Source organism: Huaxiibacter chinensis, from assembly GCF_022171985.1.
Taxonomy (GTDB): domain Bacteria; phylum Pseudomonadota; class Gammaproteobacteria; order Enterobacterales; family Enterobacteriaceae; genus Enterobacter; species Enterobacter chinensis_A.
Map to the genome: position 1 here is coordinate 161935 of NZ_JAJVHF010000001.1, position 16964 is coordinate 178898.

Annotated in this window: 14 protein-coding genes; 9 read left to right on the forward strand and 5 right to left on the reverse strand. The window is 54.5% G+C overall.

Features of this window, described 5'->3' with window-relative positions; all coding sequences use genetic code 11:
* Positions 1-2 precede the first annotated feature (2 nt).
* The 3 genes from LZP96_RS00825 to LZP96_RS00835 form a co-directional block, all read right to left on the reverse strand.
* Positions 3-1403, reverse strand: coding sequence for an MFS transporter (locus LZP96_RS00825; RefSeq protein WP_258925640.1), 1401 nt, complete (start codon positions 1401-1403; stop codon positions 3-5).
* 234 nt (positions 1404-1637) lie between these two features.
* Positions 1638-2711 carry an ABC transporter ATP-binding protein gene (locus LZP96_RS00830; RefSeq protein ID WP_258925641.1) on the reverse strand — a complete coding sequence of 358 codons (1074 nt, stop codon included), beginning with the start codon at positions 2709-2711 and terminating at the stop codon, positions 1638-1640.
* A 120-nt stretch (positions 2712-2831) separates the two neighbouring features.
* Positions 2832-3866 carry a LacI family DNA-binding transcriptional regulator gene (locus tag LZP96_RS00835; protein WP_258925642.1) on the reverse strand — a complete coding sequence of 345 codons (1035 nt, stop codon included), beginning with the start codon at positions 3864-3866 and terminating at the stop codon, positions 2832-2834.
* Between the two features lie 207 nt (positions 3867-4073).
* Between LZP96_RS00835 and LZP96_RS00840 the strand changes: the two genes are divergently transcribed.
* Genes LZP96_RS00840 through LZP96_RS00860 form a run of 5 tightly spaced genes read left to right on the forward strand, consistent with a single transcriptional unit; the run spans position 4074 to position 9701 of the window.
* Positions 4074-5360 carry an ABC transporter substrate-binding protein gene (locus LZP96_RS00840; protein ID WP_064325834.1) on the forward strand — a complete coding sequence of 429 codons (1287 nt, stop codon included), beginning with the start codon at positions 4074-4076 and terminating at the stop codon, positions 5358-5360.
* A 9-nt stretch (positions 5361-5369) separates the two neighbouring features.
* Positions 5370-6236, forward strand: a complete 867-nt coding sequence (locus LZP96_RS00845; RefSeq protein WP_258925643.1) for a carbohydrate ABC transporter permease — start codon at positions 5370-5372, stop codon at positions 6234-6236.
* Positions 6237-7064: a carbohydrate ABC transporter permease gene (locus LZP96_RS00850; RefSeq protein WP_258925645.1), complete on the forward strand. Its 828-nt coding sequence runs from the start codon at positions 6237-6239 to the stop codon at positions 7062-7064.
* 11 nt (positions 7065-7075) lie between these two features.
* Positions 7076-8656: an alpha-amylase family glycosyl hydrolase gene (locus tag LZP96_RS00855; protein WP_258925646.1), complete on the forward strand. Its 1581-nt coding sequence runs from the start codon at positions 7076-7078 to the stop codon at positions 8654-8656.
* Entirely contained in the window at positions 8640-9701 is a 1062-nt protein-coding gene (locus LZP96_RS00860; RefSeq protein WP_258925647.1) for a glycoside hydrolase family 130 protein, read from the forward strand. Before LZP96_RS00855 ends, LZP96_RS00860 begins: the two co-directional genes overlap by 17 nt.
* Positions 9702-9749: 48 nt before the next feature.
* Here LZP96_RS00860 and ppsA read toward each other — a convergent pair whose 3' ends face one another.
* The gene (gene ppsA, locus LZP96_RS00865) at positions 9750-12128 is read right to left on the reverse strand and encodes a phosphoenolpyruvate synthase (protein ID WP_258925648.1); all 2379 of its coding nucleotides are present in this window, start codon (positions 12126-12128) and stop codon (positions 9750-9752) included.
* A 121-nt stretch (positions 12129-12249) separates the two neighbouring features.
* A complete protein-coding gene (locus LZP96_RS00870) occupies positions 12250-12396 on the reverse strand; it encodes a hypothetical protein (RefSeq protein WP_258925649.1) in 147 nt (48 codons plus the stop codon).
* Between the two features lie 66 nt (positions 12397-12462).
* Between LZP96_RS00870 and ppsR the strand changes: the two genes are divergently transcribed.
* From ppsR to LZP96_RS00890, 4 genes are all read left to right on the forward strand, one after another.
* Positions 12463-13296: a posphoenolpyruvate synthetase regulatory kinase/phosphorylase PpsR gene (gene ppsR, locus LZP96_RS00875; RefSeq protein WP_258925650.1), complete on the forward strand. Its 834-nt coding sequence runs from the start codon at positions 12463-12465 to the stop codon at positions 13294-13296.
* Between the two features lie 150 nt (positions 13297-13446).
* The gene (aroH, locus tag LZP96_RS00880) at positions 13447-14493 is read left to right on the forward strand and encodes a 3-deoxy-7-phosphoheptulonate synthase AroH (protein ID WP_258925651.1); all 1047 of its coding nucleotides are present in this window, start codon (positions 13447-13449) and stop codon (positions 14491-14493) included.
* A gap of 218 nt (positions 14494-14711) precedes the next feature.
* Entirely contained in the window at positions 14712-14900 is a 189-nt protein-coding gene (hemP, locus tag LZP96_RS00885) for a hemin uptake protein HemP (protein WP_064328107.1), read from the forward strand.
* Positions 14901-14975: 75 nt separating this feature from the next.
* On the forward strand, positions 14976-16961 hold the full coding sequence (locus tag LZP96_RS00890) for a TonB-dependent hemoglobin/transferrin/lactoferrin family receptor (RefSeq protein WP_064325827.1): 1986 nt from the start codon (positions 14976-14978) through the stop codon (positions 16959-16961).
* Positions 16962-16964 lie beyond the last annotated feature (3 nt).

A 16964-nucleotide genomic window follows, 5' to 3' on the forward strand; every position in this document is an offset into this window, starting at 1 on the left:
CGTTACTCCTGTAGTGGGGAATGAACTGCCGGACGCATCTGTCCTGCGTCAGTACGCGCCTCGCGTTTGCTGGCCAGCTCGCGGGCGATGGTGTCTACCAGACGGCTGTTGAGTTTGTAAATGGTGAGCAACGCCACCATGCACAGGAACAGCGCGCAGGGGATCAGCGTAAAGAGGGCATTGATGGTGGTCAGTACCTGAGGTGTCTGAAGATCCTGACCGGGCATATAATCCATCATGCCCAGTACCCAGCCGACCACGGCCCCACCCAGCGCGAGGCCGAATTTAATGGCAAAGAGCGCGGTCGAGAAGACCAGACCGTCCAGGCGGCGGCCGCTGCGATGCTCTTCGTAATCCACCACGTCTGAAAACATCGTCCACTGTAGCGGCGTGGTCAGGTTCTGGATAAAGCTAAAGACAATGTTCAGGCCAAGAATCAGCCAGATTTGCGTGGGGGGCAGGAAGAAAATCAGCGCGCCAAAAATGACAAAGGAAATAATGGTCCACTGATAGGCGCGAACGCGGTCAAATTTCCCCAGCAGATGCTCGGATAATAATGCCCCGGTCAGAGAGGCAATCATGCCGGAGACAATAAACATAAAGACCAGTTCCGGGCGCAGCAGAACATATTTCACATAATACATCGTCGCCGAACCGCGGGTGACCACGGCGGTCAGCAGTAAAATATTAAACAGGAAGACAATACGCCACTGGCTATTCCCCGCCAGCAATTTTAAATCAGTCAACATTGAGCCGGAGGTGTCGCTACGTGGGGAATAACGTTCGCGGGTCATCATAAAGCAGCAGAAGAATAAGATAATGCCTAACAGCCCCATTAAGCTCATGGCATAAAAATAGCCTTTCTGCACATTACCCTGGCCTAAATGCGAGACCAGCGGTAAAGCAATGACCGTCACAATCAGGCCGCCAATAAAGGACAAACCAAATCGCCATGACTGTAAGGAGTGACGTTCCCGGGGATCCTGGGTGAGTGCGCCAGGCATCGCGCAATAGGGTACATTAATCGCGGAATAGATCAGGCTCAGAATGGCATAGGTGACGCAGGCATAAATAATCTTCCCTGTTTCACCGACGTCCGGAACGTAAAAGGTAATCAGGCAACTGGCGCCAAACGGAATGGCAAACCACAGCAGCCACGGGCGAAACCGTCCATGTCGGGTTTGGGTGCGATCCACCAGCGCGCCAATACAGGGATCGACAAAGGCATCAATAACCCGCACCACCAGAAACATGGTGCCCATTATCGCAGCCGGAAGACCAAACACATCGGTATAAAAATACGCGAGAAATAAGGTTGCGGTTTGCCAGACCAGCGCACTTGCCATATCACCTAAGCCATAGCCTATTTTATCTTGAGTACGCAATACAGAGGAGATTGTCATTTTTTATATGCCTTTTATCAGGTTAAAACGTATTTCAACCAGTTGCGCACGGTCCAGAATAATGCGCAGTGAAGGCACAAGTATTAGCGTCTCTTTTCAGGCTAACAATTGTCTAAATGACCAGGTGAATTATGATATTTGGTTATTTACGTTAATTGTGACGGAGCGCAAAAAGCGGGGAGCAATAGCCTGGGCTCCCCTTTTTTGCAGATGTGTGGACGGCAGGGTAGCTATTCACTCCTGCCAGGCGAGACGTTTACCTAATCCATCGAATAAATGAAGATGTTTTTCATCGACGCTGACGGTAATTGAACTGCGCGGCGGATAATCCAGCTGCTGAAAAGATTTAAAGCACAACGTACTCTCCTCCAGGTTGCACCACACCAGCGTTGAATCCCCCTGCAGCTCGCACAACCGGGTGGTAACCTGGCAACTAAAAGCGCCCGTTTCATCCGGCTTAATATGCTCAGGCCGGATGGCGACAAACAGCGCATCGTCTTCTGCCAGGCCCGACGGCGCCTTTGTTGGCTGAAAGCTTACATGGGGAGTGATAACAATACGCCCCGCTTTCCAGCGTGCAGGAAGCACGTTAATTTTTGGCGTACCGATAAACTGCGCGACAAACAGATTCGCGGGCTGATTATAGAGATCCAGCGGGGTGCCCGACTGCTCAATCTTGCCTTTGTACATCACCACAATCCGATCGGCCAGCGTCATGGCCTCGACCTGATCGTGGGTGACATACACCATGGTGTTTTTGAGCTGGGCATGCAGCTCCTGGATCTCCTGACGCATCTCCACGCGCAGTGCCGCATCAAGATTCGATAAAGGTTCATCAAATAAAAAGAGGGCCGGCTGCTGGACGATCGAACGTCCGATAGCCACGCGCTGGCGCTGTCCGCCGGAGAGCTGCTGCGGCAGGCGATCCAGTAATGTCTCCAGTTGCAGCATGCTTGCCGCCTCGGTGATGCGACGTTCAATCTCCTCCGGCGGGGTTTTCAGATTCTTCAGGCCAAAAGCCAGATTCCCGCGCACCGTCATGTGGGGATAGAGCGCATAGGACTGAAAGACCATCGACAGGCTTCGTTTACCGGCAGCAAGATGCGTCACGTCCTCCTCCCCCATGTACAGGCTCCCGCCATCGGGTTCTTCCAGCCCGGCGATAATGCGCAACAGCGTCGATTTTCCGCAGCCGGAGGGCCCCACCAGTACGATAAATTCACCGGAGGCGATCTCCAGCGACAGATTTTCGATGATGGTGTTTTTGTCGTACTGCTTGTGAATGTTTTTTAAGATCAGGCCTGCCATAGTCGATGTCCTTATCCTGTTCTGCGTGTGCGTCTGTGTGAGCGTGACATTCCTCTCTGTACGAATGCCGCTCGCGTGATATTCGGTCAGTTCCCTGTCTCTGCCTCCGCGCACCCCCCGTCAGGCTGAAGCTCTGCTGATAAGCTGATACTCCAGCTCGCAGTGGGTCACCGGCCCTTTTTGCAGAAGGATCTGCGCCGCCAGTTGGCCCTTTTTCACAGCATCCTGCGCGATCGTGGTCAGGCCAATGCCCTGCACCTCCGGCAACGTATTATCGAATCCGGTCACCGCCACATGCTGCGGAATGGCGATGTGGTGGTCTAAACAGTACTGAATTGCGCCTGCGGCAAAGCGATCGGACAGACAGATCAGCGCCGTAATCTCAGGATGCGCGCTCAACAGTGCCCCGGCTGCACGGGCGCCATTTTCCTCATCGTGTTGCGTCTCGTACAGCCAGCACTGCTCAAGCGGAATACCCTGGGTAAAGAGGGTTTCCTGACAGGCATTCACGCGGGTTAGCATGAGATCGTTATCGCCGCACCGTGGCTCACTGAGCCGGCTTTCGCCCGCCGCCGCTGTCGATGAGGGGAAGGCAATAATGCCAAAATGCCGATGGCCCTTTTCCACCAGATACAGGCACAGGTCGCGCATGGCGCGGCTATTATCGATAGAGACGCTGCTGTACCAGGGCAGCGAGAAATCGAGCGTCACGATGGGGATCCGCCGTCCAAACGCTTGCTGGATGACCCGCTCATTGTTGTACGTCGCATTCAGAATGTATCCATCGACCAGGGTCGTCACGGGCGCGGTGTGGTTCTCTTTTTCGCCGTTTAGCGGTATTAACACCAGGTTAGTCCGCTGTTTTTCACACTCCATCGCGATCCCGCGCATCAAATTAATATCGTGCCGATCGATGAAGACATAGCTCATCGGATCGTTAAAGATGACGCCAATCGCGTCAGCCTGGCCTGTCCTCAGCGCACGGGCCAGTTTATCCGGCCCCTGAAACCCCACCTCCTGTGCGCGAGCGAAGATCTTCTCCCGGAGCTCTTCAGAGAGCTTTTCCGGGTTATTCCACGCGTTCGATACGGTGGTGTGGGAAATGCCCATCTGCTTCGCCAGCGACTTAGTGGTAATTTTGCCGTCATTTTTCATGAAGTTAGTTTTCTCGGTAGCCTGCATCGACAAGGTGCGTTACAGGAAATCTTACTGGTCTTTGTGGCTACGTTGAAGCAAGTTTAACGTTAAACATAAATCGTTTTGTGAGTTGTTTAACGTTAAACAAAAAAGCAGGGTGTTAGCGTACGTTTCGTTCAATACCTGAGCAACGTGCTCATCGGTAACACTGTGAAGGAGAACATTGTGAACGTGGAAAGACTCGCCCGATGGACAGCCCCGTTGGCCTGCGCCCTGTTTCTGACAGGCTGTGGGCCGGATGAAAAGTCAGCCGTCCCACTGCCAGCAAAGGCCATTACCCTGTGGGTCGCGCCAAATGAAAACGAAGAAGCGTTCTGGAACAAAATGGTTACCGAATGGAATCGCGATCCCGCCCATACCCCGGTGACCTTCTCGCCCATTCCTGCGGCTGGCAGTTCTGAAGAGGCCATCATGAATGCCCTCGCCTCCGGCACCGAGCCGGATATGTCCAGCAACATTTTCACCGGCTTCGCCAGCCAGCTTGGCGAGCTTGGACAACTGGAAGATTTCGCGACGCTGCCCGGTTTTGCCACGCTTGTCACCTCGCGCGCAATGGAGAGCCTTCTCCCGGCATGGAAAATAAACGGGCAACAAACCGTGTTACCGCTTTATATCAACCCTGTCGTGTGGTGGTGGCGTGGCGATCTGCTCAGGCAGTATGGTTACGAGAGCCCCCCTGACACCTACGATGAACTCTACCGCCTGGCAGAACGTCGGGCAGCGGATAACGGCGGCTATACCATTCAGATGACCTACGGAAAAAACTGGTGGGAGCGTTGGTTTGATCTTATCCCCCTGTTTTACGCCGCCGGGGAGGGCAAACCCTATATCGAAAATAACCAGGCGCGCTTTGACAACCCTACCGGCAAGGCCGTGGTCACGTTTATGGGGAAGGTCTTCCACAACAAGTGGTCAAGCTATGACTTCACCTCAGCGGACGATCCTCTTGCCAGCGGTCAGGTCCTGGCGTCCACGCGCGGTCCATGGGATATCGCCCGCTACCGGACGCAATATCCAGACGTGTTAAAGCATATTCTTATCGGCCCGATGTTGACCCAGCAGGGCAAAGCGCATCCGTACACCTTTGGCGACAGCAAAGGCGTGGTGATTTTCAAATCCAGCCAGCATAAAGAAGAGGCCTGGGCGTTTATTCAGTGGGTGTACGGCAACGTACAACACGACCTCAGCTGGCTTGAGTTGACCGGGATGCCCCCCGCCCGCGCCGACCTGCTCAGCAACCCCGTTTTCGTCGACTATTTCACGAAAAACCCGTTAGAAAAAGCGATTGCCTCGTACGTGGACGTTGCGCTGCCGCCTGCCGTTACCACAAAAACCAGCGACGTTCAGCGCAGCATGACGCAGATGCTTGAGCAGGTGATATTCAAAAAATCGACACCTGAAGAGGCAGTGACGCAATCCGCGGCAGACGTTAACGCCCTTCTCAAGCCATAAGAGATGAACATGTTGGGACACGAAGCACGTACCGGAGGCCTTCTGGCCTCCCTCTGGCTGGGATATTCATCGGTATTCTGGTTTTATCCGCTGATCTGGCTGGCCTTGTTAAGCGTTACGCAGTGGCAGTTTATCGGCGTGCCCGTCTGGTCCGGGCTCAGTAATGTGCGGGAGGTCTTTCAGGATCCCCTGTTCTGGCAGTCGATGTGGAACGTCTGCCGGTTTTTATGTTACTACCTTCCTCTGGTGTTGCTGGCCTCGCTGTTATTTGCCGCAGGGTTAAAAAAGCTGCGCGTTGGCAACGGGTTTATCGCACTGAGTTTTTTACTGGCCAATATCTCCTCCGGCGTGGCCTATTCCATCGTCTTTTCAAAATTGTTCAGCGAATTTGGCCCGCTTAATGCCTTGCTACGAGAGGCCTTTGGCCTCTCCGTTCCCTGGTTTACCGATCCCGACTGCGCCATGCTGTCGATTGCCCTGATTGTCACCTGGAAATTTGTCGGCTATTACGGGCTAATCCTCTATTCGGGCATGATGGCCATTCCCGAAGATATCTACGCTGCCGCCCGTCTGGACAAAGCTGGCAGGTTCAAACAGACATGGTCCATCACCTTACCGATGATGAATCCACAATGGATCATGGTGACGGTGCTGGCCATCACCGTCGCCTTCAGCATTTTCACCGAACCCTATTTAATTACCGGCGGAGGCCCGCTCAACAGCACCACCAGCCCAATGGTCGTGATGTACGAGGTCGCCTTTCAAAAGATGAGGCCGAATCTGGCCGCGACGATGTCGATTATCGTGGCGGCGAGCAGCTTCCTGATGATTTGGCTCTTCAGGCGGTTTTGCGAAAAAAACATCGAGATTGTTTAAATGAAAAAACATTCCGTCTCCAGTCTGCTTATCCATCTGGCCATGTTCTTGCTGGCGTTAACCTGGCTTTATCCCTTTATCTGGATGGTGCTCTCTTCGCTTAAACCGACGGCGAATATTTACACCGATTCACTCTTTTCCGGCCCGCTGACGCTGGAAAATTACGCGTTTCTGTTCGATAACAGCCAGCGTGCCGATAAGCCTTTTTTGCGCACCCTCCTGAATTCGCTTTTTGTCTCCTTCACTATCACCGCAAGCGTGACCCTGAGCTCCGTTCTGGTGGGTTATGCGGTGGCGAAAACGCGATTCCCGGGCCTTGGGGCGTTTAAAAATTTGATCATCGTGCAGATGGTTTTTCCGGCGTTTATGTTCGTGATCCCGCAGTTTATTTTAATGCGCGAGCTGGGGTTAATTAACAGCTACAGCGCCATGATCCTGCCTTACGCCATGGGCGCATGGGGGATCTTTATGGTCTCGCAGAGTTTTAAAGGCACGCCGAATGATTATCTTTTTGCTGCCCGTCTTGACCGGGCGGGGTTATGGGGCATTTTACGCCACGTCATGATGCCGCTAAATAAATCTATCCTCGCCATCGTGGCGCTTTTTACCTTTTCCAGCGCCTGGGATAATTTTCTCTGGCCGCTCATCGTTATGCGCGATGCCAATAAAATGCCCTTTTCCGTTCTGCTCGCCACCTTCAGTCAATCCTACGGCGTCTGGCTCGGCCCGGTGCTGGCAGGCTCGGTCGTCCAGATGCTGCCGGTCGTGGTGCTGTTTATTCTGTTTCGCAAATATTTCCTCGCCGGTATGTCGTTATCACTGAAATAAGGAGCCGATAAATGAACCCAGGATGGTGGCAAAAAAGCGTTTTTTATCAAGTCTATTTACCCTCTTTCTTTGACGGGAATGACGACGGACTCGGCGATTTTCCAGGCCTTATCAGTAAGGTTGATTATCTCGCCTCGTTGGGGATCGGCGGGCTGTGGATCACCCCTTTTTACCCTTCTCCGCTGGTGGATAATGGCTATGACATCAGCGATTACTGCAACGTCGATCCGCGCTTTGGCACGCTGGACGATTTCCGGCAGCTGGTGAGCGCGTGTCATCAAAAAGGGATCAAAATTGTCATCGATTTAGTGCTCAACCATGTGTCAACCGCCCATCCCTGGTTTCAGGATGCCTGGAACACGCCCGCCAGCCCGTACCGTGACTTTTTTCTTTTTACCTCCACGCCCAATAACTGGCAGGCCTTTTTCTCGGGCAGCGCATGGGAAAAAGAGCCGGACACCGGACAGTATTACTATCATAAGTTTGCCCCGGAACAGGCGGATCTCAACTGGGGTAACCCCGACGTTGAAGCGCATATCTTAACGGTAATCGATTTCTGGATAGCGCTGGGAGTGGACGGTTTTCGCTTCGACGTGATTAATTTTCTGACAACGGACGGCATCGGGCAGGACAATCCTTCTGCAGATGGCCAACAGATTCACGCTCACGATATTAACCAGCCGGCTATCTTGCCCACGTTACGCCGTCTCTGTCGCTCTATTCGCCAGCGAGGTGAGTTTTTCCTGATCGGTGAAGTGGGTAGCGATGACCTTGAAGTTATCAGCCGCTATCAGGCGGCGGATCTGATGGACGTTGTGTTTAACTTCAACCTCGGCAGCCTTAAAACCTTTCACGTCGACACGCTTTTTGCTGAGCTTCAGGCCATGAGGCAGAAACAATCCGGCTTACCGACGCTCTTTTTCTCCAGCCACGATATGCCCCGCATGATTGGGCGATTTGGTGAATGCGCCGGTGATACCGATCGCGCCCGTGCGGTGATGATGTTGCAGCTTTCCGCCCAGGGTGTGCCCTTTATCTTTCAGGGTGAGGAGGCGGGCGTTAACAATTATGTGCCCGCGAATGAAGCGATGCTCATCGACATCCAGGGGAAGACCCACTATCGCACCGCGCTTGCGCAGGGTAAGACAGCGGCGCAGGCGCTGCAGGTGGCGATAAGCCACTCCCGCGATGCTTCCCGGGCACCGCTCCCCTGGGCTGTTGCGCCGCACGGGGGTTTTACCCGCGCCGGGCCCTGGATGCCGCTGGCGGAAATCAGTGCGGCGACCTGTCTCGAAGTACAACGCGACACGCCCGGTTCGCTCTGGCAGGACTATCAGCAGATGATTGCGCTCAGAACGACCACGTCGGCGCTCTGTACCGGTGAATATCGCCTGTTGGCTCAGGAAAATCAGTGCATCCATTTTATTCGCGAATCCGATGATACCTGCGTCTGGGTCTCGATCAATTTCGGCGACGCGGTAAAAAACCCGTGGTACGAGATCCCCGCTCCGGTTGTTGTCGGTGAAAACACCCCGTGGATAGCCAAAAATCACGCCATTATCAAAAGGAGTTGTCATGCAAAGGCACAGTAAGAATCCCCTTATCACCCCTGCCGATCTCATTCCTTCCCGCCCGGGCTGGAAGGTAGACTGCGTTTTTAACGCCGGTGTTACCGAGATGAACGGTGAGATCATTCTGCTGGTCCGGGTCGCGGAAAGCGTTCTATCCCACGACCCGCAGCAGGCGATCGTGCCGCTTTTAACCTTACAGGACGGGGCGTGGCGTCTGAGCGAAAAGCACTTCGACCGCCGCGATACGCAGTATGACTTTAGCGATCCGCGCACCATCGTGTTGAAAGCCGATCGTGCCCAGCTCTGGCTCACCTCGCTGTCTCATCTGCGTCTGGCGCGCAGCCAGGACGGGGTCCATTTTACGGTGGACGATAAGCCCTTCATCATGCCGGATAATCAGTACGAGCAGTTTGGCTGCGAGGATGCGCGCATCACCCGTATCGATGATGTCTGGTATATCAACTATTCCGCTATCTCGCCGATGGGGATCACGACGGCGCTCGCCACTACGTCGGATTTTATCTCGGTGGAGAAAAAGGGCTTAATTTTCTGTCCCGATAACCGCGACGTCTGCTTTTTCCCGGAACGTATCAACGGTCGGTTCTTCGCGCTTACGCGCCCGGCTCCCTGCCATTTTGGTCATCCTGAAATCTGGATCTGTGAATCACCGGACATGCACCACTGGGGAAACCATCGTCATCTGCTGGGCCGCTCAGGCGATCGGTGGGATGGCAGTAAATCAGGCGGTGGCGCGCCGCTGATTAAAACCGAGCGGGGCTGGCTGGAAATTTATCATGGCGTTGATGACGATCTTCGCTACTGTCTGGGGGCGCTGCTGCTGGACAGTGACGATCCGACGCGCATTCTCGCGAAATCCGCTCTCCCGTTACTTGAGCCCACCGCGCCGTACGAACGTGAAGGCTTTTTCGGTAACGTGGTCTTTACCTGCGGGGCCTTAATCAGGGATGACGTGCTGCATATCTGGTACGGCGCGGCCGACGAGTCGATTGCCCTCGCCACACTGCCCCTTCCCGCCTTATGGCAACATCTGAACCTGAGTGAGTGAAGATAAAAAAAGGTCCCACGAGTGTGGGACCTTTTGCAGGAAGAAATATTACTTGTTCAGTTCCGCCAGGCTCAACCAGGTTTGCACCACGGTGTCCGGGTTCAGGGACAGACTGTCAATCCCCTCTTCCATCAGCCAGGCCGCAAAATCTTCGTGATCGGACGGGCCCTGACCACAGATGCCCACATATTTACCCTGTTTCTTCGCCGCGCGGATGGCCATCGAGAGCAGGGCTTTCACCGCCTCGTTGCGCTCGTCAAACAGTTCAGACACCACGCCGGAGTCGCGATCCAGCCCCAGGGCCAGCTGCGTCATATCGTTCGAACCGATAGAGAAGCCGTCAAAGTGCTCAAGGAACTGGTCAGCCAGCAGCGCGTTGGACGGAATTTCACACATCATGATGATTTTAAGCCCGTTCTCGCCGCGCTTAAGACCCTGACGGGCCAGCTCATCCACCACCGCTTTTGCCTGATCCACGGTACGCACAAACGGGACCATGATTTCGACGTTGGTCAGCCCCATCTCGTTACGCACGCGTTTCACCGCGTCGCATTCCAGCGCGAAGCAGTCGCGGAAGCTGTCAGAGACGTAACGTCCCGCCCCGCGGAAGCCCAGCATCGGGTTCTCTTCTTCCGGTTCATAACGTTCGCCGCCGACGAGGTTGGCGTATTCGTTGGATTTGAAGTCGGACAGACGCACGATCACGCGTTTCGGATAGAATGCCGCGCCAAGGGTGGCGATCCCTTCGCTCAGACGCCCCACGTAGAACTCTTTCGGCGAGTCGTAGCCTTTCATCATCTCGCGGATCTCAGCCTGCAGCTTCGCGTCCTGGTCGTCAAACTCCAGCAGGGCACGCGGATGCACGCCAATCATGCGGTTGATGATAAATTCCAGACGCGCCAGGCCAACGCCTTCATTCGGCAGACAGGCAAAGTCGAATGCGCGGTCGGGGTTGCCTACGTTCATCATGATTTTTAGCGGCAGATCCGGCATGGTATCCACGCTGGAGCTTTTCACGCTGAAGTCCAGAATTTCGGCGTAGACATAACCCGTATCCCCTTCGGCACAGGAGACGGTCACCTTCTCATTATCGTTCAGTCGTTCGGTGGCATCACCGCAGCCGACAACCGCCGGGATCCCCAGCTCACGGGCAATGATGGCCGCGTGACAGGTGCGTCCGCCACGGTTGGTCACAATGGCCGCGGCTTTTTTCATGATCGGTTCCCAGTCGGGATCGGTCATGTCCGTGACCAGCACGTCGCCTGGCTGGATCCGGTTCATCTCGCTGATGTCGTGAATCACTTTTACCGGGCCTGCGCCGATGCGGTGACCGATAGCGCGACCTTCCGCCACGATTTTACCGTGGTCATGCAGGGTATAACGCTCCATCACCTGGCCACGCGAGCGGACGGTTTCCGGACGCGCCTGCACGATAAACAGCTTGCCGGTATGACCGTCTTTGGCCCATTCGATATCCATCGGACGGCCATAATGTTTTTCGATCTGTACCGCCTGCTTCGCCAGTTCCTGCACCTCTTCGTCGGTTAACGAGAAGCGATCGCGCTGCTCCTGCGGCACATCCTCGATGGTCACCTGCTTGCCATGCTCCTGATTTGGGGCATATATCATGCGGATCTTTTTCGACCCCATGGTCCGGCGTACCACGGACGGGCGATTGGCTGCCAGCGTCGGTTTGTGAACGTAGAATTCATCCGGGTTGACGGCGCCCTGCACCACCATTTCGCCCAGGCCCCAGGCAGAGGTAATAAAGACCACCTGGTCGAAACCCGATTCGGTATCAATGGAGAACATGACCCCGGAGGAGCCAATATCTGAGCGCACCATACGCTGCACGCCAGCTGACAACGCGACGCCGCGATGGTCATAGCCCTGATGCACACGATAGGAAATGGCGCGATCGTTGAACAACGAAGCAAAGACATGTTTCACGGCCACCAGCACCGCATCATACCCCTGAACGTTAAGGAAGGTTTCCTGTTGGCCGGCAAAGGACGCGTCCGGCATATCTTCTGCAGTGGCAGAAGAACGTACCGCAAACGACGCCTGGTCGTCATCGGCTGAAAGCTGGTTATAAGCGTCGTGGATCGCGTGTTCCAGCTCAGGCAGGAAAGGTGTATCGATAATCCACTGGCGGATTTGCGCGCCGGCTTTCGCAAGCTCGGTCACATCGTCAATATCCGTTTTATCCAGCAGGTCGTAAATGCGCTGGTTTACGCCGCTTTGGTCCAGAAAGAGGTTGAACGCGTCAGCGGTCGTGGCAAACCCGTTCGGCACGGAAACACCCATGCCCGACAGATTTGTAATCATTTCACCCAGGGAGGCATTTTTGCCTCCAACTCTGTCTACATCATTCATGCCGAGTTGGTTATACCAAAGCACCAGCGGTGACGAGCCATTGTTGGACATCGAAACAATCCTTTTGTGATATTTAATCGGAGTAAGAAACACCTGACTTCGTTTTTATACTGGCATAATTAGTTGCGCTAAAAAAACGGTGAATCGTGTAAGCACTTTTATTTTTCATTTTTTAGGACACTTTCCCATCAACCGCTAACCCGATGATTCCTATAGATTCATCAAAAAACCTTCCTCTTAAAGCGTCTTTTTGAAAATGAAATCCACTTTTCATTAAAAGTAAAAACAGCATTTCATTTTCAATTAAGATAAGTTCCATGCTGTGTATTTTACTTTTTTAATTTATGCTTTCAGATAATTACGTACGATATTCAGGGTGAATAAAATGGATAATGCTGTCGATCGCCACGTTTTTTATATTTCTGATGGTACGGCGATCACCGCCGAGGTGCTGGGGCACGCTGTGATGTCGCAATTCCCCGTTGCGATCAACAGTATCACGCTGCCGTTTGTTGAAAACGAGAGCCGTGCGAAGGCGGTGAAAGAGCAAATCGATGCCATTTTCCAGCAAACCGGCGTGCGCCCCCTGGTCTTCTATTCCATCGTTATTCCTGAAATTCGCCAGATTATTTTGCAAAGTGAGGGGTTTTGTCAGGATATTGTTCAGGCCCTGGTCGCCCCCCTGCAAAGCGAACTGAAACTCGATCCCACGCCGATTGCCCACCGCACGCACGGTCTGAATCCCGGCAACCTGATTAAATATGACGCACGTATCGCCGCCATTGATTACACCCTTGCCCATGACGACGGTATCTCAATGCGTAATCTCGATCAGGCGCAGGTGATTTTGCTGGGCGTCTCGCGCTGCGGTAAAACGCCGACCAGCCTCTATCTGGCGATGCAGTTTGGCATCCGTGCGGCGAACTACCCCTTTATTGCCGATGATATGGATAACCTGGTGCTGCCCCCGGCGCTGAAACCGCTGCAGCATAAGCTGTTTGGTCTGACCATTAACCCGGAGCGGCTGGCGGCCATACGTGAAGAGCGTCGGGAAAACAGCCGCTACGCGTCGATGCGCCAGTGTCGTATGGAGGTCTCCGAAGTCGAGGCGCTCTACCGTAAAAACCAAATCCCCTGGCTCAACAGCACGAACTATTCGGTAGAAGAGATCGCCACAAAAATCCTCGATATCATGGGCCTGAATCGCCGCATGTACTAACAAGCTAGTACAATGAATCATTTTCGGTTATTATGGTTTCATTCTCGGGGCGAACAGGCCCCGAACTTGAAATCAGCAGAGATTGGTTTATGGTGATGCCCATCACTTCCCGGTAGTCTGCCGATGAAGCAAAAAATTCTGAGACATTCCATGAATAAAACCGATGAACTGCGCACCGCGCGTATCGAAAGCCTGGTGACGCCTGCCGAACTGGCGCAACGGCATCCTGTTTCCACCCGCGTGGCGGAAAATGTTACCGCCTCACGCCGACGTATAGAAAAGATCCTCAATGGTGAAGACCGCCGTTTACTGGTGGTCATTGGCCCATGCTCCATTCACGATCTGGATGCAGCAATGGATTACGCCAGACGCCTTCAGCTTGTACGTGAAAAGTACCAGCATCGCCTTGAAATCGTGATGCGTACCTATTTTGAAAAGCCGCGTACCGTGGTGGGCTGGAAAGGCTTAATTTCCGATCCGGATCTGAACGGCAGCTATCGGGTGAACCACGGCCTTGAGCTGGCACGCAAGCTGCTGTTGCAGGTCAACGAACTGGGTGTGCCGACCGCCACCGAGTTCCTGGATATGGTGACCGGACAATTTATTGCCGACCTGATCAGCTGGGGGGCCATTGGCGCCCGGACCACCGAGAGCCAGATCCACCGTGAAATGGCGTCCGCCCTTTCGTGTCCGGTTGGGTTCAAAAATGGCACCGACGGGAATACCCGTATTGCAGTAGATGCTATCCGTGCGGCGCGGGCCAGCCACATGTTCCTCTCCCCGGATAAAAACGGCCAGATGACCATCTATCAGACCAGCGGTAACCCCTACGGCCATATCATCATGCGTGGGGGAAAACAGCCGAATTACCATGCTCAGGATATCGCCGCCGCATGTGAAACGTTAGGCGAGTTTGACCTTCCTGAACATCTGGTCGTCGATTTTAGCCACGGTAACTGCCAGAAGCAGCATCGTCGCCAGCTGGATGTCTGCGATGAAATCTGCCAGCAGATCCGCAGTGGCTCGACGGCCATTGCCGGAATCATGGCGGAAAGCTTCCTGAAGGAAGGGACGCAGAAGATCGTTGCCGGTCAGCCCACCGTCTACGGTCAGTCGATTACCGATCCGTGTCTGAGCTGGGATGACAGCGAAGTGCTGCTGGAGAAGCTGGCGACAGCCGTTGACGCCCGTTTCTGACGGACTGGCCCGGTTGCGACTTTGCCGTACCGGGCCAGTAATTCCCCTGAATCACGCCTGATAAGCCGGGTAAGGCATGACCGCCGCCCGGCTTTTTTACGCCCCTTTTCGCGCTAAATTTGATCGCGTCACATAATTTTCACAAAAACACTTGCCGAGAATTTGTCGTTTATTGATAATGATTATCATTGTTACATTGATTGTTATTTATAAACATGATGTCACCAACGGATAACAGCGCGGCAACGCCAGATAAAACACACACAGCACCGACCCCGGCTTCAGCCGATCGCCGAATTGACAGTAAACGTCTTCTGGGAGATGAGGGACGGGTCATTATCGAGCATGATGGTCAGCTCTACTTATTGCGTCAGACCCATGCCGGAAAACTTATTCTAACGAAATAAACATTCCTTAATTCGCCAGCCACCCAGGATTTTCCCAGGCAGCCAGCACTTTCGATTTCCAGATGGAGAGTTGCTATGCCACACCCTCGTTCGTCGTCTTTGCGTCCCTCACTGTTGGCTCTGACGATTGTCAGCACGTTGCCCGGGACCGCGCTTGCCGCCACTGATGAGATGACCGTGACCGCCACGGGTAATGCCCGAAGCGCCTTCGAAGCGCCGATGATGGTCAGCGTGATCGACGCGACCGCGCCGGAAAACCGTACCGCCAGCTCCGCCGCCGATCTGCTGCGCAACGTGCCTGGCCTGATGCTCGACGGCACAGGGCGCACTAACGGTCAGGATGTGAATCTGCGCGGCTACGATCGCCGCGGGGTGTTAATCCTGGTGGATGGCGTGCGTCAGGGAACCGACACGGGCCACCTGAACAGTACTTTCCTCGATCCGGCCCTGATCAAACGTATCGAAGTGGTCCGCGGCCCCTCTGCCCTGCTTTACGGCAGCGGCGCGCTGGGTGGGGTGATCGCCTACGACACCGTTGACGCCAAAGATCTGCTGGATGCCGGAAAAAACAGCGGCTATCGCGTATTTGGCACGGGCGCCACGGGCGATCGCAGCATCGGAATGGGGGCCAGCGCCTTCGGACGTACCGATTCCCTTGACGGGCTGCTGACCTGGTCCAGCCGCGATCGCGGTGATATCCGCCAGAGCGACGGCAGCACCGCGCCAAACGATGAATCTATTCACAATATACTGGCGAAAGGGAGCTGGAAGGTAGACACAGCCCAAACCCTGAGCGGCTCGCTGCGCTACTACAACAATGCCGCGCAGGAACCCAAAAACCCACAGAGCATTGACGCCTCGGACAGCAGCAACCCTATGACCGATCGCTCGACCATACAGCGTGACGCACTGCTTGGGTATCACCTTGCCCCTGCCGGTAATGCGTGGCTGGATGCCAACGTTAAGCTGTACTGGTCACAGGCGCGAATCAACGCTGAAAATATCGACGGCACCGGCGAATTTCGCACTCAGACCACGAAGGGCGGCAAAGTTGAAAACCGCACCCGTCTGTTCGCTGACTCCTTCGCCTCGCACCTGCTGACCTATGGTGGAGAGTATTATCGCCAGGAGCAGAAGCCCGGTGGTCAGGCGACGGGTTTCCCCGAGGCCAGGATTGATTTCAGCTCCGGCTGGTTGCAGGATGAAATTACCCTGCGCGACCTGCCGGTGACCCTGTCAGGCGGTACCCGTTATGACAGCTATCGCGGCAGCAGTGAGGGTTATGATGACGTGGATGCAGACAAGTGGTCTTCTCGCGCCGGATTGACCGTCTCCCCCACCGACTGGCTGATGCTGTTCGGCTCCTGGGCGCAGGCGTTCCGCGCCCCGACGATGGGCGAAATGTATAACGACGCGAAGCACTTCTCCATCGGCAGCTTCTATACAAACTACTGGGTGCCTAACCCGAATCTGCGTCCGGAAACCAACGAAACGCAGGAGTTCGGCTTTGGCCTGCGGTTTGACGACCTGATGATGGCCAACGATGCGCTGGAATTTAAAGCCAGCTACTTCGATACCAATGCCAAAGACTATATCTCCACGACCGTCGACTTTGCGGCCGCGACCACCATGTCCTATAACGTACCGAATGCCAAAATTTGGGGCTGGGACGTGATGGCGAAATATTCCACCCGTGTGTTCACTCTGGATATGGCCTATAACCGCACCCGCGGTAAAGACACAGAAACGGGTGAGTACATCTCCAGCATTAACCCCGACACCGTGAGCAGCAAGCTGGATATTCCTCTGGCGCAAAGCGGCTTCTCCGTCGGCTGGATAGGCACCTTCGTCGATCGCTCCACGCACGTCAGCAGCAGCTACAGCAAACAACCCGGCTATGCGGTAAACGATTTTTACGTGAGTTATCAGGGACAACAGCAGCTGAAAGGCGTCACGACCACCCTGGCGCTGGGAAATGCCTTTGATAAAGAGTACTGGTCGCCGCAGGGCATACCGCAGGATGGCCGTAACGCTAAACTTTTCGTCAGTTACCAGTGGTAACCC